This window comes from Microcoleus sp. FACHB-SPT15 (assembly GCF_014849525.1).
GTDB lineage: Bacteria > Cyanobacteriota > Cyanobacteriia > Cyanobacteriales > Coleofasciculaceae > Symplocastrum > Symplocastrum torsivum.
The window spans coordinates 200,680-224,225 of sequence record NZ_JACJNU010000006.1 but is presented as its reverse complement, the minus strand read 5'-3'; the positions used below and the strand labels follow the sequence as shown (position 1 = coordinate 224,225).

Annotated in this window: 19 protein-coding genes; 8 read left to right on the top strand and 11 right to left on the bottom strand. The window is 46.8% G+C overall.

What is annotated here, in order from left to right; genetic code table 11:
* Positions 1–3: 3 nt before the first annotated feature.
* A complete protein-coding gene (locus H6F98_RS02295) occupies positions 4–1,626 on the top strand; it encodes a lipopolysaccharide assembly protein LapB (RefSeq protein ID WP_192217048.1) in 1,623 nt (540 codons plus the stop codon).
* 25 nt (positions 1,627–1,651) lie between these two features.
* Here H6F98_RS02295 and H6F98_RS02290 read toward each other — a convergent pair whose 3' ends face one another.
* From H6F98_RS02290 to wecB, 6 genes are all read right to left on the bottom strand, one after another.
* Positions 1,652–2,905 carry an MFS transporter gene (locus H6F98_RS02290; protein WP_192217047.1) on the bottom strand — a complete coding sequence of 418 codons (1,254 nt, stop codon included), beginning with the start codon at positions 2,903–2,905 and terminating at the stop codon, positions 1,652–1,654.
* A gap of 388 nt (positions 2,906–3,293) precedes the next feature.
* Positions 3,294–4,181: a M23 family metallopeptidase gene (locus tag H6F98_RS02285; protein WP_192217046.1), complete on the bottom strand. Its 888-nt coding sequence runs from the start codon at positions 4,179–4,181 to the stop codon at positions 3,294–3,296.
* Positions 4,182–4,199: 18 nt separating this feature from the next.
* On the bottom strand, positions 4,200–5,516 hold the full coding sequence (locus tag H6F98_RS02280; protein ID WP_192217045.1) for a homoserine dehydrogenase: 1,317 nt from the start codon (positions 5,514–5,516) through the stop codon (positions 4,200–4,202).
* 87 nt (positions 5,517–5,603) lie between these two features.
* Positions 5,604–6,749, bottom strand: a complete 1,146-nt coding sequence (locus H6F98_RS02275; RefSeq protein ID WP_192217044.1) for an RNA-guided endonuclease TnpB family protein — start codon at positions 6,747–6,749, stop codon at positions 5,604–5,606.
* 349 nt (positions 6,750–7,098) lie between these two features.
* Positions 7,099–7,842 (bottom strand): SDR family NAD(P)-dependent oxidoreductase, encoded by a 744-nt coding sequence (locus H6F98_RS02270; RefSeq protein ID WP_192217043.1) that lies wholly within the window; start codon positions 7,840–7,842, stop codon positions 7,099–7,101.
* Positions 7,843–7,984: 142 nt separating this feature from the next.
* Entirely contained in the window at positions 7,985–9,160 is a 1,176-nt protein-coding gene (gene wecB / locus H6F98_RS02265) for a non-hydrolyzing UDP-N-acetylglucosamine 2-epimerase (protein ID WP_192217042.1), read from the bottom strand.
* A 612-nt stretch (positions 9,161–9,772) separates the two neighbouring features.
* Here wecB and metK point away from each other — a divergent pair.
* Together metK and H6F98_RS02255 are read left to right on the top strand one after the other, a co-directional pair.
* Entirely contained in the window at positions 9,773–11,035 is a 1,263-nt protein-coding gene (gene metK / locus H6F98_RS02260; RefSeq protein WP_192217041.1) for a methionine adenosyltransferase, read from the top strand.
* Positions 11,036–11,124: 89 nt separating this feature from the next.
* Entirely contained in the window at positions 11,125–11,508 is a 384-nt protein-coding gene (locus tag H6F98_RS02255; RefSeq protein WP_192217040.1) for a YkvA family protein, read from the top strand.
* Between the two features lie 118 nt (positions 11,509–11,626).
* Here H6F98_RS02255 and H6F98_RS02250 read toward each other — a convergent pair whose 3' ends face one another.
* The 3 genes from H6F98_RS02250 to H6F98_RS02240 form a co-directional block, all read right to left on the bottom strand.
* Complete coding sequence (locus tag H6F98_RS02250; protein WP_192217039.1) at positions 11,627–14,359, bottom strand: PAS domain S-box protein; 2,733 nt, start codon at positions 14,357–14,359, stop codon at positions 11,627–11,629.
* Positions 14,360–14,676: 317 nt separating this feature from the next.
* On the bottom strand, positions 14,677–14,940 hold the full coding sequence (locus tag H6F98_RS02245; protein ID WP_192217038.1) for a hypothetical protein: 264 nt from the start codon (positions 14,938–14,940) through the stop codon (positions 14,677–14,679).
* Between the two features lie 357 nt (positions 14,941–15,297).
* Positions 15,298–17,013 (bottom strand): NAD(P)H-quinone oxidoreductase subunit 4, encoded by a 1,716-nt coding sequence (locus H6F98_RS02240; protein ID WP_192217037.1) that lies wholly within the window; start codon positions 17,011–17,013, stop codon positions 15,298–15,300.
* A gap of 358 nt (positions 17,014–17,371) precedes the next feature.
* On the opposite strand from H6F98_RS02240, the gene H6F98_RS02235 reads away from it, so the two are divergent.
* The 4 genes from H6F98_RS02235 (at position 17,372) to H6F98_RS02220 (ending at position 20,370) form a co-directional block, all read left to right on the top strand.
* Positions 17,372–17,803, top strand: coding sequence for a hypothetical protein (locus tag H6F98_RS02235; RefSeq protein ID WP_192217036.1), 432 nt, complete (start codon positions 17,372–17,374; stop codon positions 17,801–17,803).
* Positions 17,804–17,972: 169 nt separating this feature from the next.
* Entirely contained in the window at positions 17,973–18,992 is a 1,020-nt protein-coding gene (gene gap, locus H6F98_RS02230) for a type I glyceraldehyde-3-phosphate dehydrogenase (RefSeq protein WP_192217035.1), read from the top strand.
* Positions 18,993–19,183: 191 nt separating this feature from the next.
* On the top strand, positions 19,184–19,975 hold the full coding sequence (locus H6F98_RS02225; protein ID WP_192217034.1) for a YdcF family protein: 792 nt from the start codon (positions 19,184–19,186) through the stop codon (positions 19,973–19,975).
* 167 nt (positions 19,976–20,142) lie between these two features.
* Complete coding sequence (locus H6F98_RS02220) at positions 20,143–20,370, top strand: hypothetical protein (RefSeq protein WP_192217033.1); 228 nt, start codon at positions 20,143–20,145, stop codon at positions 20,368–20,370.
* Positions 20,371–20,399: 29 nt separating this feature from the next.
* Here H6F98_RS02220 and H6F98_RS02215 read toward each other — a convergent pair whose 3' ends face one another.
* Positions 20,400–20,621 carry a ferredoxin-thioredoxin reductase variable chain gene (locus H6F98_RS02215; RefSeq protein ID WP_192217032.1) on the bottom strand — a complete coding sequence of 74 codons (222 nt, stop codon included), beginning with the start codon at positions 20,619–20,621 and terminating at the stop codon, positions 20,400–20,402.
* A gap of 135 nt (positions 20,622–20,756) precedes the next feature.
* Complete coding sequence (locus tag H6F98_RS02210; protein ID WP_192217031.1) at positions 20,757–22,748, bottom strand: protein phosphatase 2C domain-containing protein; 1,992 nt, start codon at positions 22,746–22,748, stop codon at positions 20,757–20,759.
* Between the two features lie 342 nt (positions 22,749–23,090).
* Here H6F98_RS02210 and H6F98_RS02205 point away from each other — a divergent pair, with 342 nt between their 5' ends.
* Positions 23,091–23,525 (top strand): NfeD family protein, encoded by a 435-nt coding sequence (locus H6F98_RS02205; RefSeq protein ID WP_192217030.1) that lies wholly within the window; start codon positions 23,091–23,093, stop codon positions 23,523–23,525.
* The last annotated feature ends 21 nt before the right edge of the window (positions 23,526–23,546 follow it).

Sequence of the window (23,546 nt, the reverse complement as noted above, 5' to 3'; positions counted from 1 at the left end):
GCAATGAAACTTAATAAAATTCTGGCGACTACAGCACTGCTAAGCCTAATCTTGCCAGGAGGTAGCGCTCTTGGCTCTGAGATAGACCGACTCTGGATGTTAACTAAGATTGCTGGTGAGTATGCGGCAGTAGGACAAAAGGATAAAGCCGCAGACCTCCTCGCTCAAGCCCTACCCTTAGTTCAGACGATTTCCGACAACTGCAATAAACCAGAGCCAATTGCTGAGATTGCTCGTCAGTATGCCGCAGCAGGACAGGAAGCGAGAAGTTCACAGCTTTTAGCACAAGCCATTCAAGTTGCTAAAACAGCAACAGGCTGCTTGGGTCATAATGATGAATTTGAAAACTTGGCAGACATCGCTAGTCGGTATTGGGAGGACGGACAATACGACCAAGCGCTTCAGATCATCAGAGAAATAGATGATGGCAAATTCATTGGACTTATGCTGGCTTACTACGCTCCCCAACTTGCAGAAGTCGGACGAACTGACCAAGCGGCTGAGATTCTAGCCGAAGCGATTCAAAGCGCTCAAACTATTGATGATGCAAACTTCAAAACCTTGACGTTGTTTAGAATTGCTGATCACACGATCAAGTTAAGACAAAAAGCCCAAGCTGTTGAAGTTTTGGATCAGGCTATTCAGGCTGCCCAAAGTATTGATGATGTCTGGTCTAAAGCTGGTATGTTGGTTGAAATTGCTGACAGGTATATACAAGTTGGACAAAAGACTCAAGCGATTGAGGTTCTGTCTCAAGCCCTGTCCGTCACTCAAACTATTGACAATGATGCCCAACGCCACATGGTATTGTCTCAAATTGCTGGCTGGTATGCAGTAGCAGGACAATACGACCAAGCGCTTCAACTTGCCCAAACCATCGATAACCCCTCGGCTAAAGCTGGGGCGTTGTCTAACATTGCTCGTCAATATGCAGTAGCAGGACAATACGATCAAGCTCTTCAACTCGCCCAAAGTATTAATGACACCTCCGGCAAAGCTGAGGCGTTGTCTAGCATTGCTCGTCAGTATGCGGCAGTAGGACAATACGATCAAGCTCTTCAACTTGCCCAAACCATCAATGACACTTCCCGCAAAGGTTCGGTGTTGTCTAGCATTGCTCATCAGTACGCAGAATCAGGGCAATTTGACCAAGCGCTTCAAGTCGCCCAAATGATTGGCGATACAGATGAAAAAGCTATGGTGTTGTCTAACATTGCTGGCCATTACGCAGAAGCGGGACAACTCGATCAGGCTTTTCAGATTGCCCAAAGCCTTGGGGGTACCTCGATTGAGTCGAAAATCGCTACATTAACTCAAGTGGCTTCCCGGTATGCAGAAGCAGGACAACCGGATCGAGCTTTACAAGTTGTCCAGACGCTTCGGGAACTCTCAACGAATGAGCTGAATCTAACCTGGTTGTTAAGTGCGATCGCAAATAGCTATGCAAAGATAGGACAATTTGACCAAGCGCTTCAATTCGCCCAAACGATTGATAACCAGTACAGCAAAGCTATAGCCTTGACTGAGATAGCGAGTCAATACACCGCAAGAGAACAAAAGGAAAAAGCTTCGGAACTTCTCGCTCAGGCTCTTCAAATCACCCAAGCAATGGGGTCAGGACAGTAACCCCAATTAGATGACATCACCTACTTCAAATAACATCCTGTAAAACTTTGCGAGTATTTCGCCACGCCCAGATGCCCGCTACTGCCACTACTGCGCTCATGCCAATTAGCACAGTGCGTAAGCCGACGGCATCGGTTAAGGGTCCAGCAATAGCTAAGGGCAAGCTCAGAGCAATATTTACGACATTATTTTGAAAGCCAAAGACTTTACCTCGCATCGATTCTTCTGTCGAAGCATGGACAGCAGTTTGCATCGGTACGCCAATCAATGAGGCTCCTAATCCTAACACCGCACTTAGCGTTAATCCCAGCCAAATGTGTTCTGTGAAGGTGAATACAGCTAAGACAAACGCCATGCTGAGAAACCCAATCAACGGTAAAGGCTTATGATGAAAGCGATCGCCCCAGTGTCCTAATACCCCAGCACCTAAGACTAAGCCAATTCCGGCGGCAGCTAACAGAAAGCCAAATTGCGTGGGTTTAAGCCCAATCCTTTCTGCCAAACTAAACGCTAGTACCGTTAATGCGGCAAAGACTGAGTAGAGGGTAGTTAGCTGGATCATCGCATTGCGTACCAAGCGATTTTTCCACAAGTAGCTCAGTCCTTCCTTAAAATCATGCCAAGGATGAATCGCTAACTTACTCTTACGAGTTATTTTTTCTTTGATGTTGATGTAAAAGCCACTCGCCGCTGCAACAAGGTACAACCCAGCAACAAAAACCTCTTGACTATCTTCTCCTGCCCAGGTTCTAATCAGACTCAACAACGGTTCTCCAATGGCAAAACCGACAATCAATGAACCCATCATTGTTGTCGTAAATAAAGCATTGGCTGACATCAAATTTTCCCGTTTTACCAATAAGGGAATTGCTGCCTGCTCAGCAGGAGCAAAAAATTGCGTCACGCTAGAGATTAAAAACGTAATCACCAACAGGATGAAAAACTGTTTGGGCAAGAGGGGGATAGCAAGCATCAATATTGCCCGAATCACGTCAGCCGCGATCATCATTTGCTTTTTAGGGAAGCGGTCAACAAAAATCCCAGCCGCTGAGCCAAATAAAATCGCTGGTAACGTGAAAGCCATCATCACGGCAGAGCGCATTGAATTTTCAAACATCTGCGGTGATTGATAGCTTTCGAGAAGAGAGATTAGCAAAACAAAAAAAACTTTGTCTGCTACTTGGGATAGTAACTGCCCAAACCATAACACCATAAAGGCTCGGTTCTTCAGCAGGGCACGAAATCCACTCTCCAAAGCAGGAGGTTGAGCTGGAAACATAGGAAGGATCGGAAGCCTCTCTTATTCTTTCCCTAGTTTGTGCCTCTAAAAGGCGATGTTGCCAGTTTAGCAGCCAATTTTTTTAGTGGGCTAGGCGGGGAAACCGGAAAAGGTTTTCTGTTCAAAACTTAGTAATAGCTGATGAAAAATTATGCCGTGCTTGTGAAAATTCCATGATAGTGAATTTCCCTCTATAGTCCATGATGACTGACTCTTTTCAGAGCTATTTTCAGGGTTTTTGCTCTGGTGATTGTCTCGTAATGTTAGAACGAAGTGGAGTAGAGAAAGATTTTGCTCTCTATGCCGCTCTCTCAACTGGCCTATTAAGCAAGTTTTCCGATCTTGATACCTGACGACCTACATTTACGCAACATGAATTTAGGGACGGCTACCCGAACCTTACCGCTCTCGCTGTTGGTTTTGCCTTAAGGTTTGGTTCTGGGTCTTGGGCAACCCAACCTTGAGACGAGTAGTAGCGCACTTCAAAATGCAGATGTGGACTGTCGATTTCAGGGCGACCAGTAGAACCAACTATTCCTAGCGTATCTCCTGCCTTCACCAATTGACCTGCCGCCACACTCACACGACCAAGATGAGCATAGCGGGTTTGGCGTCCTCCCTGATGATTGACAACCACTAAATTGCCGTAACTTCCCTGCTGATCGGCAAACGCTACAGTTCCAGAATCCACTGACAGTACTGATGTTCCAGGGTCTGCTAGCAAATCAATGCCACTGTGAAACCGCGCTTGCCCAGTATTGGGGTCTTGGTGCCAGCCATAGCTGAGTGCGACTGTAGCCTCAGAGGGCAACGGGTAAGCAGCAAATCCGGTGAAGCGATCGCTACTTGGACGCGCCCCTGCTGGCGAACTTGCCCCTGGAATGAAGACTAGCTGAGGCTGTGCTTGACAGCCGTTTATCTCGTACAAAACATCAGCACGGACACCGTAAGAGGCAGCTAAATCTTGCCAACTAGAACCTCTAGGTGCTTGCACACGGATACCGTTGAAAGGAGGAATCAGAATTTCTCTGCCAACTGGCAACGCCCCTCCTCTTAAGCCGGGATTGAGGTTGATTAGCGTCGCTGGAATGAGGTTATATTGATTCGCCACGCTTTCTAAGGTTTCACCTGCCGCAACTTTATGGCGAGTTAGGCGAGAAAGAGCGGGTTGTGGACAACCCTCTTGAGCGATCGCAGGATTTACATTTATAGTGATCGCTTGGGTAATTAGGCAGAAAATTGTCGAAAAAACCAGAAGCCAGTCAGATAAAGTCATTGGTATTTACTTACACCTTCATAGCACTCGCAGAATACTGGGAATACTATCCACCGCTTCTAATGTGCGAATTTCATCAAGAGCTTGCCGAAAGTTGCCTTCACGGACATCGTGAGTGACAACAACAATTTCAGCCAACTCGTTTTGGAAGCCAGTTTGTACAACCGATTCTAAACTAACATTGTGCTTGCCAAAGCAAGTCCCTAGGCTCCCGATCACACCCGGACTGTCTTTCGTGAGAAAACGCGCATAAAAGCGAGTTACCAGTTCCGACATCGGGGCAAGGCGGCAGTAGTGTTGATGGGAACAACTCAACAAGGGATGCAGGTGTTCCGTGTTTCCACCTGTTTTCAAAACGGCAGCGATGTTCACAATATCTGATACCACAGCACTGGCAGTTGGGCCAGAACCCGCACCAGGGCCAAAAAACATCACCTGTCCAATCGGTTCACCTTCAACCAAAATCGCGTTGTAGACACCGCTGACACTGGCGAGAGGATGGGTTTGGGGGACAAGTGTGGGATGTACTCTCACTTGCAGCATTTCTGAATCTGGGCTATCAGCTACCAGTGCCGTTTCCTCCCGCTTTGCCACGGCTAGTAGTTTAATCACAAACCCTAGTTTCTGGGCATAGGCAATATCTGCCGCACTAACTTGGCGAATCCCTTCACAAGATACATCTGGTAATTTAATCCGTCCTCCGTAGGCAATCGAGGCTAAAATCGCAATTTTATCAGCCGCATCCAAGCCATCGACATCTGCGGTAGGGTCAGCCTCGGCATAACCCAGTTGCTGGGCATCGGCGAGGATATCATTAAATTCACTCCCTTCCGCTTGCATCCGGGTGAGGATGTAATTGGTTGTGCCGTTGACGATGCCAGTGATGGCACGAATTCGATTGACACCTAAGGATTGCTTTAGGGGTTGAATCACAGGGATACCCCCACCAACAGCGGCTTCTAGCATGACGTAAATGCCTGCTTTTTGAGCCGCTGTAAAGATTTCAGCACCGTAACGGGCAATCACTGCTTTGTTGGCAGTGATGATATGCTTACCGTGGGCAATAGCTTTGAGGATAAGCGATCGCGCAGGTTCCAATCCCCCCATTACTTCCACCACAATATCAACTGCCTCGTCGGTGACAATGGACTCCAGATCCGTCGTGAGAACGTTTGGGGGTAGCGATATTGTGCGGGGTTTATCTAGCGATCGCACCCCTACCTTATAAATTTCTATCTCTTGCAGCAGGGGATGACGCCCTGTTGGGTTCAGCAAAATCTCTGCCGTTCCCGTACCAACTGTCCCCAATCCAAGTAAACCGATTTTCAAAGTCACAGCCTTTGTCCTGAATTGCGTTCTAAGTAAGAAGTAGACATAACTGTAAGCTCACCCCCGACTAAAGTGCGGGGGCTTTAGCCCGGATCAAGCCAATCTAAAAAGAGGCAATTGCCCTTCTAAAAGACACGCTATCCCTGGACTTTCGGGAAGGCTTACAGACTTCCCCAAATCAGCAATATTGCAAGCTGCATTGATATCAGCATCATGCTCAAACCTACAATGTCCACACTTAAATTGCTTCCCGTTCCGGTACGACTTCCCTTTTTCGGGATGGACGTGCCGACAACGAGAGCAAGTCTGACTGGTATAAGCAGGTGGAACAAACACAACGAGTACGCCAGCTATTGCGGCTTTGTAGTTCACAAACAACCTGAGCTGATAAAACGCCCAGTTGTTCGTTCTACGCCTCTGAGTCTTAGAGCGCGGCTTCTCGTTGAGGCTGTCTCGGATTCCGGTCAAGTCCTCAAAAGCCAATGCAGCCTCAGCTACGAGAGCCTCCTGTACCAGTTGTTTGCTGATGTTATGGTTGAGCCACTCTTGAAAGCGACGTTCTCTGCCAGAGAGCCTTCTGAGCAACCGTCTAGAGTTGCGAGTGCGTTTGCGTTGAACGTTCGCTCTGACTCGGCTAAATCTGTCCCTGGCAGACTGAATCTGTTCGCCACTCCAGGACTTACCTGTAGAAGTGGTGGCGATGTCACGGCGTCCGAGATCGACTCCAATTACTTTGGGCGTTTTGCCCGTTGGTGGGGTATCAATCTCAACTACAAAGTTGATGTAGTAATCACCCTTGTTAGACTTCTTCAGCGTTGCACTAGTAAGGTTTTGTCCTCTCAGCAGTGCAACCTGGTAGCCACCAATCGACAAGTTAAAGTCAACTCGTCCACACTTCAATGTCACACCCACAGTTTGCGCGGACTCCACATATTTGAAAGTGCGAATGTCCAAGCTAATCGAGGTGGGTCTGAACTTGTGGATTTGCTTAACGGCTTTGGCGTTGTTAATTACCCTGCGGATAGCCTGACAAACGTGATTGGCTTTAAGACCCGTAGCTTCTCGCACTGGCTTATAAACCTTGTGGTGAAGCTTGGTGGTATTCCAACAGTTGTCACGTTTGGCTACTGCAAGTATCTGGTTGCAAGCATCAGCAAATCCCCGCAGAGTCTCATCGATCTTTGGTCGATACTCTACAGGGACTATAAGCTTGCACTTCACAGACAGGGATTGAGTCATGGAGCTATTGTAACTCATCCAGTTTCGAGGCGACTCAAGTCGCAACCAGCGTTCCTCTCCGCACTAAAGTGGCGGAGTTTCCCGCATTGGAGGTTTACTTAATGAGTCTTTTATCTAGCCTACTCTGAAGCTATAGCAGTTCTATGATGCAACCCTAAATTCTTATATGGCAAAAGGCAGAAGGCAGAGGGCAGAAGGTAGGGCAGAAATTACTCCCTCATCTCCCCCATCTCCTCTATCTCCCTTAATACATCAGCCTTTCAACCCCTTTTAACGGGTTTTAGCTTTCAGCCCGTTCGCGAAGCGTTCTCGAAGAGTACTTTAGTTCAGGGCTTAAGTCAGTGCCATTCTACTTAAGCGTGAACCCACCATCGACAACTAAGACTTCACCCGTTACTGCATTTGCTCCGGCAAGATAAATAAATGCTTCAGCAATTTCGGTATCGCTAATAAATCGCTTGATGAGAGTTTCTTCAATAAACTCATTTGTCATTTCTTTGGGCATAGCTTCATAATTTGGCGTGTAAACAAATCCGGGAGCAACGGCATTAACGGTGATGTTTTGGGCAACTTCCTTGGCAAGAGTTTTCGTGAAATTAATTACAGCCGCTTTTGCCGCTGAATAAGCCATGATACCTTGCCGCCCTGTATGTTCTATTCCTCGAATGGAAGCCGTGTTAATAATCTTTCCTGAACCTTTCTGTGACATGATTTTTACAGCTTCCTGGGAACAGAGAACGGTGCTAAAGAAATTTGCATCAAAAACCTGGAGCCAATCCTCTTTTGTCGTTTCAAGAAAGGGTTTGTCTAATGTGATTCCGGCATTGTTAATCAAAATATCGACGGTGCCAAAAGCATTGATTACCGCATCAAAAACTTTTTTGACCTGACTTGGTTGTGATACATCGCCTTGCACTAATATTGCCTGACTTCCAAGCTTGGTTATCTCTTCTACTACCTCTATTGCACCCCTTGAATTTGACTTAAAGTTCACAGCAATTTTAGTGTTTTCGCTAGCAAATCGGAGCGCGATCGCTTTCCCAATTCCACTTGAGGAGCCAGTAATAATGACAACTTTGTCTTGAAACTTCATAAAGATCTCCGGGAAACCGCATCCCAAGAGTGGGTGAGGAGGGTGATTGAGTGGCGATTGAGTGGGGTTTGATACCCCTAAAGGCGCTACTTAAGCTAGGAGGTGAACTCCCAGTTGTGCGCTACAACCTACAACCTACGACCTACGACCTAACACCTAACACCTCGACAGGGGTAGGTTGTTGAGCTGAACTGGAAAAATTGAATACCGATTGAGGATGGCTAGCGTTCCACCACTTCACTATTGCCTCGACAATCCGCTGTGCTGCTTTGCCATCCCACAGTTCAGGAATGCACCCGACTTTGGCTTTACCATCAAGAATACGGAAGGCTGCTTCAAGAATGCGATCGCGCCCTAACCCAACCAGCACGTTTGTTCCTCCTATTACTGTTTCTGGGCGTTCTGTGTTCTCCAGTAACGTGAGACAAGGCACGCCTAATACCGTTGTGTCTTCTTGAATCCCACTAGAATCGGTCAAGACAAATTGACTTGCGGATAGTAGTTTCAAGAAATCTAAATAACCAAGAGGAGAGGTAAGGGTAATTTGAGGGTGAAAACTCAGGCGATTTTGTAAACCAAAATCTTGAAGTCGTGAAGTGGTACGTGGGTGAACAGGAAATACTATTGGTATTTGCTCAGCAAGAATGGCGATGGTATCGAGTAATGACGAGAGAACTTCTCGATTATCCACACTGCTGGGGTGGTGCATCGTCACAACAGCATATTGCTGTGGTTGCAATTGTAGCTTTTCCAGAATGGGAGAGTTAAAAGCGCGATCGCGGGCATGATATAAACTATCAACCATCACATTGCCGACAAAATGAATCTTCTCTTCTGGAATATGTGTACGCCTCAAGTTATCCCCAGCCGTCCGTGAAGTCGTAAAGAACAACTCACAAAAGCAATCAACACATAAACGGTTAATTTCTTCCGGCATACTGCGGTCAAAACTCCGCAAACCCGCTTCTACGTGCGCTACAGGAATATTTAACTTTGCGGCTGCTAGTGCCCCCGCTAATGTGGAATTGACATCTCCTACCACCAGCACCAAATCAGGTTTATACTCCTGCATAACTTGCTCCAACTTAACCAGCATCCGTGCTGTTTGCTCGGCATGAGAACAAGAACCTACCCCTAGAAAGATGTCAGGTGGTAGCATCTCCAAGTCCTTAAAAAATATCTTGGACATATTGTCGTCATAGTGCTGACCTGTATGTACCAACTGCCAGTCAATTTCTGGATAGTGCCTGAGTTGTCGCAAGATCGGCGCGATTTTCATAAAATTCGGACGCGCACCCACAATATTTAAAATTTTCATCCGCTGTTTTACCTTAAAGATGCATTCCCTTGTGAACATATTGGCTTGAATTTGCATCAAGTTCAGCTAAATAATTCACGTTATTTACAAACCTGAATCATTTATCAGGAGTCAGGGCTAGCGCAGTCAGTTACAACGAACACAAACAACTGATAACAGACGAAAACGACAACTTAATATACGAAGCGAACCCGCTAACCTAACATAACTATTGAATAACCCAGGTTACCTGTGTTACCTACCATCATCACTAGCAAGAAACTGCCTTGAGTCGATTTGCTCCAAGCGTTTTTTTGTCGTAGCCGACTCGGTTTAGTAAATGAGTCTAATTGAAAGTTAGCGGTGAGGGATGAGGGGTGGAATCTAGAATACAAGGGAGAAAAAGCTCCTGATTTCGTTTATTTGATCGTCCGTATTCAGCCTTTTGTAAAAAACATACCCTTGTGAGGGTCTCCAATCCCCAACCCCCAGTGATGAAAAAGTTGACCGATCAGCCTAAAGATGCAATTGTTGTTAAGATCGTGGGCTAATGTTGGTATGATGGTGGGTTACAATCGCTGAAATTCGCCCAATCCGGCATTGCTCCAGCAACCATTCAAGGAGAATTTATCGTTGACTCGTCGCTACCTATTTACCTCAGAATCAGTTACCGAAGGTCATCCCGACAAAATCTGCGATCAGATTTCTGACACGATCTTGGATGCCCTCCTGTCTCAAGACGAACGTAGTCGTGTTGCCGCAGAAGTTGTTGTCAATACTGGCTTGCTGCTAATTACCGGCGAAATCACCTCTAAAGCTCAGGTTAATTTCGTAGATTTGGCACGTAAGAAGATCGCTGAAATTGGTTACACCGATACCGATAATGGCTTCTCTGCCAATAGTTGTTCTGTCTTGGTGGCTTTAGATGAGCAATCTCCTGATATTGCCCAAGGAGTCACGACAGCCCAAGAAAGCCGGGAGGAGATGAGTGAAGATGAATTAGATGCGATCGGTGCTGGCGACCAAGGTTTGATGTTTGGTTTTGCCTGCAACGAAACACCAGAAATGATGCCCTTGCCGATTAGTTTGGCGCATCGAGTCTCTCGACGTCTAACTGCCGTGCGTAAAGCAGGACAACTGCCTTACCTGCGTCCCGATGGCAAAACGCAAGTTACCGTAGCCTATGAAGACGGACGCCCTGTCGGGATCGACACAATCCTGATTTCCACCCAGCATACAGCCACGATTGACAACATTACCGATGAGGTAGCCGTTCAAGAAAAAATTAAAGAAGACCTGTGGGCAGCGGTTGTAGAACCCGTTTTCTCAGAAATAGATATCAAGCCAGACGACGAGACTCGCTTCCTTGTCAACCCCACGGGCAAATTTGTGATTGGTGGTCCTCAGGGAGATGCTGGACTGACGGGTCGCAAAATTATTGTTGACACTTATGGCGGCTATTCCCGTCATGGTGGTGGTGCCTTTTCTGGAAAAGACCCCACGAAAGTAGACCGTAGTGCAGCTTATGCGGCTCGTTATGTTGCCAAAAACATTGTTGCCGCAGGTCTGGCTGATAAGTGCGAAGTTCAGCTAAGCTATGCGATCGGTGTCGCTCGACCTGTCAGCATGATGATTGAAACCTTTGGCACTGCCAAGGTAGAAGAGGAGCGCTTGCTGGAGTTGGTGAAGCAGCATTTTGAACTGCGTCCTGCTGGAATTATCCAAGCCTTTAACCTACGCAAACTGCCATCACTGCGTGGTGGTCGCTTCTATCAAGATGTTGCAGCTTATGGTCACTTTGGACGCCCAGACCTAGATTTACCTTGGGAGCAAATCGATAAGGCGGCGGTGTTGAGAGACGCACTCACTCAACAGCTTTCCGTTTCAAGGGGATAAGTTGTCTTGTACGCCCCTTGTTTGAATAGGTAGGAGGTTGAGGGAGATGGGGAAATAAGGAAGTAATTTCTGACCTACCTTCCCCACCAATGCAGACCTGGAAGCAACGAGCTAGGCAGCTTAAAGAAGAAACATACGCCATTTACATTGCCTGCAAAGACTCAAGGGTACCTTGGTACGCAAGGGTTCTTGCAGGTATTGTTGTGGCTTATGCCCTGAGTCCAATTGATTTGATTCCGGACGTGATTCCAGTTCTTGGTTATTTAGATGACTTGGTTTTAGTGCCGTTGGGAATAGTTCTGGTACTAAAAATGATTCCCCCAGCGGTTTTAGCGGAGTGCCGTACCAAGGCTAAGGCAGCGCTGGCTGAAGATAAACCCAAAAGCTGGATTGCAGCCTTTGTGATTGTCGCTATTTGGTTAGGTTTGGGGATTTTAGGTGTTATTTGGTTAGGACACATCCTGAAACATTGAAAGGTTCTCAATCGACATCAGCCATGCGATCGTATTTCTCCCTTGCCACCGTAAGATATTTACTGCCAATCTTCTCTACTCCCCTTCCCAGTCCTAGATAGTCTTCTAGCGGGGAGTACTAAGAGGGTTGCCTAATGGGAATGTAGATAAAGAATGCTGAACCCAGGTCAGGTGCTGAAATACACTCCAATTGTCCGCCGTGTTTTTCGACCACAATCTTGTAACTAATGGACATCCCTAAACCTGTACCCTGACCAACAGGTTTAGTTGTAAAAAATGGATCGAATATCCTATGGCTTACATCAGGTGTCATACCACACCCGTTATCACTAATTAGAATGATTACTTGATTGCGGTCAGTTAAAACTCCTGTACAAATCGAAATGCGACCAGGACGGTTTTTGATATCTTCAACCGACTGATTTTTGTTGTACTCATCTATTGCGTCAATTGCATTACTCAGGATATTCATAAATACCTGATTAAGTTGTCCGGGGTAACACTGTACTGTCGGGAGGTTGCCGTAGTCTTTAGTGACTTCAATGTCTGGAACGTCTAATTCTTTGGCTTTGAGGCGATGAGAGAGAATCATCAGGGTATTATCAAGACCCTCGTGAATGTCTACCCATTTCATGTCGGCTTCATCCAGCCGCGAAAAGTTCCGTAAGCTGAGGATAATTTGGGAAATGCGATCGGCTCCTAGTTTCATCGATGAAAGAATTTTGGGCAGGTCTTCCTTGATGAAATCAAGTTCAATTGCCTCTGTTTCAGCTTGAATTGCTGCTGCTGGATCGGGATGGTATTTTTGATAGAGTTGAATCAGGTTGAGCAACTCTTCGGTATATTGGTTGACGTAGGTGAGATTACCGTAGATGAAGTTGATGGGGTTGTTAATCTCATGAGCCAGTCCCCCGACCATTTGCCCTAAAGAAGACATTTTTTCGCTTTGAACCAGTTGGGCTTGGGTTTCTTGGAGTTCATCCAAAGCTTTTTCCAACTCGGCGGCTTGCTCTTGGGCTTTAACCGTAGCTGTGCGGCTGTGATGTAAGAGTTGGGCTTGGTCAATGGCGATCGCAAGTTGATCTGCAACCGCTTGCAAGAGTTCCACTTCGGAGTCACGCCAAGGACGAGCACCGCTAGAGTGACCACAGCTAACTACACCAATCTCTCCAGATGTTGTATGAATTGGTAGTGCCAACATCGCTGTGTAACCCACACTAAAAAAGAACCTTCGCTCTATTGGATTACTTAAAGCTCTAGCATTGTCTACACGAGTGATTTCCTTGTCGAAAGCCCTCGCTGTCAAAGGACCAAACGTTGTAATAGAGATGCGGTGCCCAATTAGGCTAACCAAGTTTTCTGTCTTGGCTTCTTGAATCACCTCCCAACAAGGGGGAACATCATCAGGTCGATACCAAAGGAAGAAGCAGCGATCAATCTGCAATAGGTTACGGATTTCATGAACAGCCGTCTCCAGGATGGTATTGAGGTCGAGGGAACGACGAATCTGGCTAGAAAGTTGGTTAAGCAGTGCCTCCCTCTGGGCAAGTTCTCGAAATCTCGCTTCTGATTGCCGTAGTTCCTCCTCTGACTGCTGGCGCTCAAGCATCGCTCCCAGCCACTGCGCCATCAGCTTCAACAGCTCTTTTTCCTCAACTGTAAATGGGTGATGGCGTTCCTGAAGACTAAAAAAGCTCAAGGTGCCGTAAACGTTGCCAGCCACAATGACTGGCATCCCTATATAGGCTTCAATTCGGCTGGCACTGTAAGCGGGGAAGCGACACCAGCGAGACGTTCCAGCCGATTCAAAAGCAATCGGTTCTTTCGCTCCCAATGTCACGCGGCAATACGTCTGCTCCAGATTCCAGATATTGCCCTTGCTGAGTGGGAAGGTGAATTTGGGTGGAACTTGAGCCGCAATCACTTCATAGAGAGCATTTTCCACTCGACCTAAAGCTCCCATCTCCAGACCAAACCGACGGCATCCTAGTGCCAACAGTCCTTGTAAGCGTCGGTCAAAGCTGAGTTTTCGGGCTGAGCTGATCTTGTATAGGGAGCGAAGGGCTGCTTCTGTTCGCTTACGCTCAGTGATGTCGCGGTTAACACCCATCGTGGCAATCGTTCGATCTTGCTCATCTTGCAGCAGTACAACAACTGTTTCGCAGATTCCTTCACTTCCATCTTTCCGGATAAAGTGAATCTCGCCCCGCCAGCTTCCCTGCTTGGTTATATTATCTAAGATCTTTGGTGTCAGTGTTGCTGCTTCAAAGAGTCGGTGCAAAATTCCAGGAGTCTTACCCAAAACCTCAGACTTGGAATAACCAAACATTCTTTCGGCGGCTGGGTTCCAGTCAATGATGCGACCTTTTAAATCAGTGATGATAATGCCGTCATAGATGGTTTGAAATGTCAGTGCTTGCTGACGTAGGATTGCCTGTGTCTGCTTGCGCTCGGTGATGTCATTTCCGGTGCTGATAATATACTCAACCGTACCTTCATTACTGACTAGAGCCGTGCTTGACCAGGCGACGCGGCGACGGTTCCCATCCTTCGTCACCCAGTAGCTTGTGTATTGGCACTCTGAAGAACTACCAGCTTTGAGATTCTCGCAAACGGCTTTGAATGGCTTCACCTCTTCCGGAATTAAAAACAGTTCCCAATGCCTACCCCTAACCTCATTGAACGAGTAACCTGTTGTTTGTTCGCAAGCCTTGTTAAAAGCAACGATGCGTCCCTCTCGATCAAGTGTCACCATCAAGGCATTGACTGTATTAAGTTCGGTAAAGACGGGTTCTAGTTCTTTGTTTGATTTCCACTTGGGTTCTGTAGTCTCAGTCCCCGATGCTCTCATGTAATCTAGGCTTTTGTTTATGTTTTGGGTAGAAACTTGGTATCAAAAATTCTCTAAAAAATTGGTATTCTGTTGCCAACAGTTTTAGAGAGTAACAAAGTATACTTGACGATTTTAATAAATCTAATTAATAAGAAAATGCGAAAGCTAATAAATTTTAATAATACTAAAAGCAGCTTAAGATAATTAACTGAAAGTAGCAGTATTGTAAGATACCATAGGTTTAGATTCCCGACTTCTCTAAAAAGTCAGGAATCTCGCCTTACTAAAAAAGCTGCTAGCTGGCAGCTTTCTGCTATCAGTTGGGGAAACAAGCCTTAGTCAGGAAATTGAAGTTTCTGCCAAACTTCCCAAACTTCACACCTAAACTCTTCGGGAAGTTTCATAAATTCAATCATTACCTCTGCCCAGTTATATGCGGCTCCAAGCAAAGTAGCCCAATGTTTTGCGCTTTCTTTAATTTGATCTAAATCTGAGTGTTGATAGTGTAGATAAATCCCCTGACAATCACAATTCTGAAAAGAATATTTTTTATCTTTTAAGGAATCAACTAGTATTTCCGCTGTTAATTCAGAATTCATTAAGGAATCTACCTAGATACAAAGTATAATATTTCGACGTAAGAACTACAACAAATGTATTGACTCTTCTGATCTGAGCTTAACTGTTACTTTTTGCCTCTAAGTCAGTCTAAAGAAGTAGATTACTGTAAAGCCAGTGCGTATTCAGGGATAACAGAACTTAGCCCTGGAGGAAGACGAATCAAACCCCGTCCTCTCACCGAACAAGAACGAGGGCGGCTTTAATTGTTTAAAGCGGCTGACAAACCTTGAAAATATTCAAATAAAATGCCAAAAAATGACTTTGGTAGCTGATAACCCTCTCAGTGTGAGCAAGACACTCCTATGCATCGGCTACCAAAGGATTACTCACGCAGATTATCTTGGATAACGCTTCACGATTCCTAAAATCGGCGTTACTTCCGACTCTGCAACGTTAGGAACTAAAAATCCCTCAGCATAAATTTGAGGATTCACTTGTGCAATTTGGGTATAAGATTGGCGAACCTGAGCATTCACTGCAACAGTTTTTACGTCGTACATTTGCATAGCCATCTTGGGATATACGCCAATCCCGATGATCAGCAGCAGAAAGCATAGAGCAATAAACACTTCACGAGGTCTGGCATCGCTAAATTTTGCATCGACAGGCAAGACACAGTTTGTACCGAAGCAAACCGCCTCCTGATTTCCCTGATTCTTCAAGTCTGCATCAGTAATGTCGCACACAGGTGCAATGTCACAGCTAGGGACTGCACCAGAGTTGTAGAATACCTCTCGCAGCATAGAAAGTAGATAAATTGGCGTGAGGATGACTCCTACTGCCGCTAGGAAGACTGTTACCGTGCGGAAGCTTGAGCTGTAAATGTCGCTAGTCGTCACACCGACGAAAACCGAGAGTTCACTAGCAAAGCCGCTCATCCCCGGCAGAGCCAATGATGCCATCACACCGATTGTAAACAGGGCAAACACAGTAGGCATCGCCTGACCAATCCCGCCCATTTCTTTCATCGCCATCGTGTGAGTGCGATCGTAAGTCACCCCGGCTAAAAAGAATAGTAATGAAGCAATTAAACCGTGGGAAATCATTTGCAGCATTGCGCCGTTGATACCCAAGTCAGTAAACGACGCAATCCCCAACAGGACAAATCCCATGTGAGAAACTGACGAATACGCTAGGCGACGCTTCATGTTGGACTGGGCAAAGGAATTAAACGCACCGTAGATAATATTGACAACGCCCAGAATCGCTAGAACGGGTGCAAAGTAAACGTGTGCATCAGCAAGAAGTCCTAAATTTAGGCGAATCAACCCGTATCCACCCATCTTCAGCAGGACGCCCGCTAATACCATCGATACGGGAGAAGATGCCTCGCCATGTGCATCCGGTAGCCAGGTATGCAGAGGGAAAACAGCTAGCTTGACACCAAAGGCAACTAGTAATCCCGCATAAAGCAGTAGTTCTAAAGCAAGCGGGTAATCCTTCAAGCCGAGTTCGACCATATCGAAGGTCACATTATCGCCGTAGAATGCCATTGCCAAACCAGCAACCAAAATAAAGATAGAAGCGGCGGCAGTATAAAGTAAGAACTTCATCGCGGCATACTGACGCTTCTGACCCCCCCAAATCGAGACAAGTAAGTAGACGGGAATGAGTTCTACTTCCCACATAATGAACAGCAGCAGTATGTCTTGCGCGACGAATACCCCAATCTGTGCGGAATACAGCACAAGCATCAGGCAATAGAAGAGGCGAGGTTTGAGATCGACTTGCCACGCTGCAAATATTGAGAGTGTCGTCACTAGTCCTGCCAGAAGCACAAGCGGGGCTGAAACTCCATCGATTGAAACTGCCCAGTTTAGACCTAACTGAGGCACCCAGGCATATTGCTCCACGAGTTGAAAAGTAGCGCTGCTCGGATCGTAATGCTTCCAAAAGACGTAGCACATCAAGACAAAATCGGTGATACCCACACCCAGCGCATACCACCGCACGCGCTTGCCGTCTTTATCAGGCACAAAAGGGATAAGCAGTGCAGCAACGAGTGGCAGTAGGACAATCGTGGTAAGCCAGGGAAATTGATCCGCTATCATGGCACTAGGAAAAAATACTTATTTCTGTATGTGATTATCTTATTAAACTTTGTAAATATTTATTCATAAAAATTTCCCCTAGATCAATATAGGCGGCTCTATGGGTAAAGGTTGAGGTTCTCTCAGACGCTTCTGAATTGGCTGGCGTAAGACTCTTAACGGTTGACTGTTAAATAGAAGGGACTTACAGTTAACAGTCAACAAGAACCAATAGAATATCTAAGTTGAATGCGTGATAGCTTAATACTCAGTAGTCAGAGGTTCTCTGTTATTGTGCAACTAATACCTGATAGCAGACTTCAAAACTACAGCTAATTATTCACCAGCTCGATCAACCACCACTAGCTGCCAACCCGTGATGAGCGACAAAAGTGACAAGACAGGTCTTAAAAAAAACCTAGCTGGTCTGTCCGGGGGACTTTCCACTGGACTAAAGGTTTGGTTGTTTTTTCTGTTCTGCTTTTACTTTCTGAAATACTCTGTGCCGTTAAGCATCCTGCTGGGTGCAGTTGGTGGGTTGGCAAGTACAGTAATGGTTGCCTGGTGGAAAAGCAAAGATGAACCTAGCGCCTCAAAGCGAGACAATGTAGAGCCGGGAGAGGACTCAGAAGACGATTCCAGCCATTTGAGTGGAATACGTTTAGCTAGGCAGCGGCGAAGAAATAGAGGAAAGACGCGATCGCCAAGTTTACTCAAACCTCTGAGTGGTTTTTTTGAAAAGAGCAATAAGCGAACTCAGAAGCGACGTCGTCGAGTCATCAAATCCCATGAGGATTCTTACGAGGAGTAAGTCTAGGGTTTCATCTGTTCATCACAGCATTATTAGCCGCGTCAACCATAAGTCAAGGATGACCGCTTGGTTATTTGTTGGTTGTTTGTAAAACAATACTAATAACAAACAACTAATAACAAACACCTCAAATCACGTCCCAAAAAACTGACCAAAAGGAGCTTTCGTTATGGCTACCGCAAAAGTAGGCATCAATGGATTCGGTCGCATTGGGCGACTCGTTTTTCGCGCCGGACTCAATAACCCCAATATTCAGTTTGTCTGCATTAATGACTTAGTTGCTCCAGACAATATCGCTTATTTGCTGAAGTACGACTCAACTCACGGTCGCTTTCAAGGCACAGTCGAAGCTAAAGAAGACGGCATTGTTGTCAACGACCAGTTTATCCCCTGTGTCTCCGTGAAAAATCCGGCTGAACTGCCTTGGAAGAAATATGGTGTGGATTATGTAGTCGAATCAACAGGCTTATTTACTGATTATGCCGGAGCATCCAACCATCTCAAGGCTGGAGCAAAGCGAGTAATTATCTCTGCTCCAACAAAAGACCCTGATAAAGTACCAACCTTGCTTGTTGGTGTCAATCACGAGCAGTTTGACCCAACTCAACACACCATCGTTTCCAACGCCAGTTGCACAACTAATTGTCTGGCTCCTGTGGCAAAAGTGATCAACGATAAATTTGGTCTGGCTGAAGGTCTGATGACAACTGTCCACGCGATGACTGCCACTCAGCCAACTGTAGATGGCCCTAGCAAGAAAGACTGGCGGGGAGGACGAAGCGCAGCGCAGAATATCATCCCAGCGTCCACTGGTGCAGCAAAAGCCGTCACCCTTGTACTACCTGAACTAAAAGGCAAGCTGACAGGAATGGCATTTCGAGTACCAACGCCAGATGTATCCGTTGTTGATTTAACGTTTAAGACCGAAAAGGCAACCAGCTATAAGGAGATTTGTGCGGCAATGAAGGAAGCCGCAGAAGGCTCACTCGCGGGCATTCTTGGCTACACGGAAGAAGCTGTCGTCTCAACTGACTTTCAAGGCGATCCCCGTTCCAGCATCTTTGACGCGGACGCTGGGATCGAGCTAAACTCGAACTTCTTTAAAGTGGTCGCTTGGTACGACAACGAGTGGGGCTACTCTAATCGTGTGATTGACCTAATACTTGCGATCGCACAGAAGGAAAATTAATTGTTGGTTATTGGTTGCTGGTTGTTAGTTATTAGTTATTAGTGGTTAGTTAGTAGTGATTGCTACTCAAGACAAGGACAGTGAACTGAAAGGCAAAGAAGGGATTACCTGTTTAGAGGCAATGTCTTATGCCCATTAACTTGAAACCCAACAACCAACAACCAATCACTAATAACCACTAACTACTTGTAATGTTTTTATTTCTCTCAAAGCTATTACCGTTATTCCTCTACCCCTTGGGGTTGACGTGTGTATTATTGGTTGTGGCTTTGGTGATGTTGTGGCGACGCTCTCGTTGGGTGCCAGTGCCAATAGCACTAGCCCTAATTGTCTTGTTGCTAGGGAGTAATGCTTGGGTCGCGAATGGCTTAGTGCGATCGCTTGAGTGGCAGCAAATCCCCAAGGTAGAATTACCAAAAGCGGATGCGATCGTGGTTTTAGGTGGTTCGACCAAATCAGCGTTTCCACCTCGACCCAGTGTAGATTTGAGTGAAGAAGGCGATCGCGTTCTCTATGGTGCCCAACTTTATCGAGAAGGAAAGGCGCCTTTGGTAATTGCTTCGGGTGGTCGCATCGCTTGGCGTGGCGGTGGCCCCTCCGAGTCGGCTGATATGGCAGAGATACTAAAAACTCTGGGTGTCCCAGCCTCCGCCATTTTACAAGACCCAACCTCACTGAACACCTACCAAAATGCTGTCAACGTGCGGCAAATTATGAAGCAACGAGGCATCCGTCGAGTGTTACTCGTCACCTCAGCCATGCATATGCCGCGATCGCTTGGAATTTTCCAGCGTCAGGGAATCGAAGCGATCCCCGCACCTACTGACTTCCTCATCACTGAACAAGAAATTGAGGAACCGAACACTACCCCTGAAGCGACAATTCTGAGTCTCCTACCAGATGCTGACCGCTTACGAAATACAACTCGTGCGCTCAAGGAATACTTGGGAATGGTGATCTACCGCCTCCGGGGGTGGCTATGAAGGGTTGGGGAATTCAATACTATTAAGGAAAGTTGGTAAAAACAAGCAAAATACCTCCAGTTGTTCACCTGCATCTTGAGAGAGTGCATCTGGAGGTCGCTAGTGATGTTTTTTCTTGCCTACTTAGTTAACTCATAACACTTTGACAACCCCTATTTTTAGCCATAATGCCCGAAGAACTCCGACGAATTATTCCAGCGCCGCCACCACCTGCTGATATCTTTGCGACCTACCAACTTGCTCACGAGTTTCAGCGGGAAGCACAGCATCGGCAGGAGCTTGAGCGCTACTGTGAGTGGTACTACCTGACAGCCAAACGCCACCGCAATGAGTTGCAGAGGATGCAAGGCGACATCAACCTGTTTGGTTGGTTCTGTCGCCGCAAGTCTCAATAGAATTTTTTCACAGCAGTAAGCGTCAGACATCAGAGGGTTTCGAGTTCGTCCTCGCGGAAGTGAGCGCGAAATTTTTTGTCAAACTGGACTAACACTGGCAGGTTGGCGCTTACGGGTCTGCCGTGCCACTCTGTAATGAAGCCGATAACTTCTCCCTCTTGCCCTTTGGCATCAAAAGGCTCATTGCGATGAGAAGGATTGTGGTAAACGATAACAGATTTTGTAACGCGGACGCGATCGCCAACTTTCATACATACAGCTCATGTTCTCTCCAACAGCCTGCTCTCAAGCCGAAACTTGCCCAGGCAATCTTACTATTCTTGCACAGCAATGTTCCTTCCTTAAACGAGTTTCAAATTACTTCTCCTTTATGGGGCTACAACGATTTAACTATCTGAGTTTGACGGGGGTTCTGATTTTGACTGAGGATTGTCTAGCGTTTCGATGGGGAAGAAGCGATCGCGTAACTGCTTGAAGGCATCAGGATTCAGTAGCCATTGAGCTGTCAATAATGCCGCACCCGCAGACACGAGTACTAACAGAACTCCTATAATCCCCACAATTGCCTTGAACCATTCCTTGGTTGAACTCACCTCAGCAAGTTCCCTTTCCTCATCCATTTCCGCTTCACCCGATTCAAGCGCATGATGAGAGCCAGCCAATTCAGCATCTAGATTGAAGGAATAGGTAGTCGTTCCAAGCGGGCTTTCTCCAAGATTTAGCACGACTGGATATTGTGGAGAAACCGCACAGTAGGTGAGGACAACGGAGGTGTTGTCATGACCATTCTTCTGATTTGCCAAGTCAATTAAAGCTTGGACAGCCGCCTCTAGAGAAAGCTTCCCGCTGAAGACATCTCGCGGGTAATCCATGCTAAATTTCTCAACCAAATCATTGTCACTCAAACCATCGGAACACAAAAGCAGCAAGCCGTCTTCTTCTAAAATGAAGCGTCGTACTGTTGGACGCAGTAATTCAGCATCCCGTGTGCCTACAGCCTGAGTCAGTGCGCCAGCATCAGGACGCTTCAATGCCGCGCGATACAGACTGCGACCCATTTTTGCTTCCCTTGTTGCCACATCATCATCAACAGTCAACTGCTGGCAGTAGCGCGGGGTTATCCAGTAAGCGCGGCTATCGCCTACACTCGCGATGTAGAGTTCGTGAGCATTGCCTTGACCATCTGCCATCTTCACCACCTGCGGCAGTTGCAGCGCCAGGATAAGGGTTGTTGCCATGCGGCGCCGGGACTCTCGTTCTTGTTGGTCATTGCATGAGGCAATCAAATTATTCGCCACTCGGATAATCGCACAAAGTTGCTGAGCCACCAATTCCGGAGTCATGATGTCCGGGTCTTCTGCCAACTCCGCGATTAGTGCCCGAACTTGGAGTTTAATTGACTGGACTGCCATTTGGCTTGCTACTTCCCCGCCTTCATGTCCACCAATGCCATCACAAATAATTGAGAGGTGAGGAATCAAAGGGTCACGTGGTTGATTGGAGTCTGTCGGTAAGTCAGCCAGTGTTGGATAGTAGCTATCTTCGTTGTGCCCATGACGAGGGCCAGTATCCGTCGCCCCAGCAACTTGTAGACGCAGAGGCTGTCGCGCCGCTTGTTCGATTAGTAACTGATTGAGGGAGTGAGCGATCGCTTTTAAGGATGGGTTCTCTGCTTGCAACTGCTCAGCAATCTCCTGTAACTGAGACGCTACCGATACCGAGGCTTTGCGGCACCAAGATGCCCAACATTCTCCTAGCTGTTTGAGACTCGCTGTCATGGGGGGTTTGAGCAGGGTGCTTCTTGCGCCTGAATCTGTTCCCGCTTCCAATGAATCTGAAGAACTTGCGCCGTTACCTGTCGAGGCAGCCGCTAACTCTCGATTGGTATCTTTCGCCACATCTATATACAGTTCCCGCAGCCGCAGGCACCATCCTTCAACCCGAAGATTATCGGGAATTAAAAGACTTGAAGCCACACCCGCTTCTAAGAGTGGTGTCCACAGTTCCAGAATCTGCCACAGCCAGTAAACCTGCCGTACCGCTGATGCGCTTGTCCACATCGTTGTAATCGCGGGATACAACTCACCACTGGTATCAATCGGCGCATTCTCCAGCAAAACAACCACTGACTCATCCACCTGGCACACTCCATACACTTGTGGGATATGGAGACGGTGAGGATACAAGCGTAGATAAGGGAGGATATTGCCGCCAATTTGCTCAGGAACTTCTGGTGGGAGTTCTGGTTGCATATCCTGCCAAATTCGTGGCGCAACAACGGTGTATCTCCCTGTAACTTGTTCTCCTGCGGAAATATGCACGGCAGCGGAACCAACTGCCCAGAGATAGCGATTCATCAGCGGCTCGGAACTGCTCATAAGTGTAAGAACGGGTTAAAAAACACCACTACGTTAATTTGTATGCCAGAGCGGTTAAACCCAAGACGGCTAGGATACATTGGATTTAGCCTCACGATCTCAATAGTCTATGTCGATAATACAGATGCCCTTAAAGTCATCAAACTGATAAATAAAACTATTGCTCTGTATCTAGGGAGACTAACCGAATCGGGCCGGCTTGTAAATTGGCATAGATCATCGAGAGAATCACTAATCCAGCTACTGCATCCTTAATGGACGATAACTGGCTCGGACAAAAGCTGTAATTAAGATATCAACTCTTGAATCCTTTCTTGTAACGCACTCTCACCGAATATTGATATGCCATTGCTAAGTCCTGCAATGCTCTGGCTCCTAGCAGGGTCGATTCTTTGTCTACTAGAACTATTTGTCCCAACAGCTTTTGTCGCTTTCCTGATGGGACTGAGCGCTTTTGTTGTCGCGCTTGTCGCGTTGGTGTTGCCAACGGTGTTGAGTGTGCAAGTGCTGCTATGGCTCTTGCTGTCTACCTCGCTTGTCGTTTTATCCCGTCGCTTCTTACCGCATCCGACAGCCTCCAAAAATCTGGATGCAATGGAAGCCCAAACCTTAACAGAAATCCCGGCGGGGCATACAGGACGGGTACTTTACGAAGGTAATTCCTGGCAGGCGCGTTGTGAGGATGAGGAGATGGCGATCGCACCTAATCAAAAAGTCTATGTAGTCAGACGGCAAGGCACCACCCTAATTGTCCTGCCACAGAGCTTGTTGCAGTAATCAACTCAGTCGGTTCGTGTA

Excerpts from the sequence above, each read along its gene's own strand:
- H6F98_RS02215 (WP_192217032.1), bottom strand. The coding sequence starts at position 20,621 with ATGAAAGTTGGCGATCGCGTCCGCGTTACAAAATCTGTTATCGTTTAC.
- H6F98_RS02210 (WP_192217031.1), bottom strand. The coding sequence starts at position 22,748 with ATGAGCAGTTCCGAGCCGCTGATGAATCGCTATCTCTGGGCAGTTGGT.
- H6F98_RS02285 (WP_192217046.1), bottom strand. The coding sequence starts at position 4,181 with ATGACTTTATCTGACTGGCTTCTGGTTTTTTCGACAATTTTCTGCCTA.
- H6F98_RS02250 (WP_192217039.1), bottom strand. The coding sequence starts at position 14,359 with ATGAGAGCATCGGGGACTGAGACTACAGAACCCAAGTGGAAATCAAAC.
- H6F98_RS02225 (WP_192217034.1), top strand. The coding sequence starts at position 19,184 with ATGTTTTTATTTCTCTCAAAGCTATTACCGTTATTCCTCTACCCCTTG.
- H6F98_RS02240 (WP_192217037.1), bottom strand. The coding sequence starts at position 17,013 with ATGATAGCGGATCAATTTCCCTGGCTTACCACGATTGTCCTACTGCCA.
- H6F98_RS02245 (WP_192217038.1), bottom strand. The coding sequence starts at position 14,940 with ATGAATTCTGAATTAACAGCGGAAATACTAGTTGATTCCTTAAAAGAT.
- H6F98_RS02290 (WP_192217047.1), bottom strand. The coding sequence starts at position 2,905 with ATGTTTCCAGCTCAACCTCCTGCTTTGGAGAGTGGATTTCGTGCCCTG.
- H6F98_RS02255 (WP_192217040.1), top strand. The coding sequence starts at position 11,125 with ATGCAGACCTGGAAGCAACGAGCTAGGCAGCTTAAAGAAGAAACATAC.
- H6F98_RS02295 (WP_192217048.1), top strand. The coding sequence starts at position 4 with ATGAAACTTAATAAAATTCTGGCGACTACAGCACTGCTAAGCCTAATC.
- H6F98_RS02235 (WP_192217036.1), top strand. The coding sequence starts at position 17,372 with ATGAGCGACAAAAGTGACAAGACAGGTCTTAAAAAAAACCTAGCTGGT.
- H6F98_RS02220 (WP_192217033.1), top strand. The coding sequence starts at position 20,143 with ATGCCCGAAGAACTCCGACGAATTATTCCAGCGCCGCCACCACCTGCT.
- H6F98_RS02270 (WP_192217043.1), bottom strand. The coding sequence starts at position 7,842 with ATGAAGTTTCAAGACAAAGTTGTCATTATTACTGGCTCCTCAAGTGGA.
- H6F98_RS02205 (WP_192217030.1), top strand. The coding sequence starts at position 23,091 with ATGCCATTGCTAAGTCCTGCAATGCTCTGGCTCCTAGCAGGGTCGATT.
- gap (WP_192217035.1), top strand. The coding sequence starts at position 17,973 with ATGGCTACCGCAAAAGTAGGCATCAATGGATTCGGTCGCATTGGGCGA.
- H6F98_RS02275 (WP_192217044.1), bottom strand. The coding sequence starts at position 6,749 with ATGACTCAATCCCTGTCTGTGAAGTGCAAGCTTATAGTCCCTGTAGAG.
- wecB (WP_192217042.1), bottom strand. The coding sequence starts at position 9,160 with ATGAAAATTTTAAATATTGTGGGTGCGCGTCCGAATTTTATGAAAATC.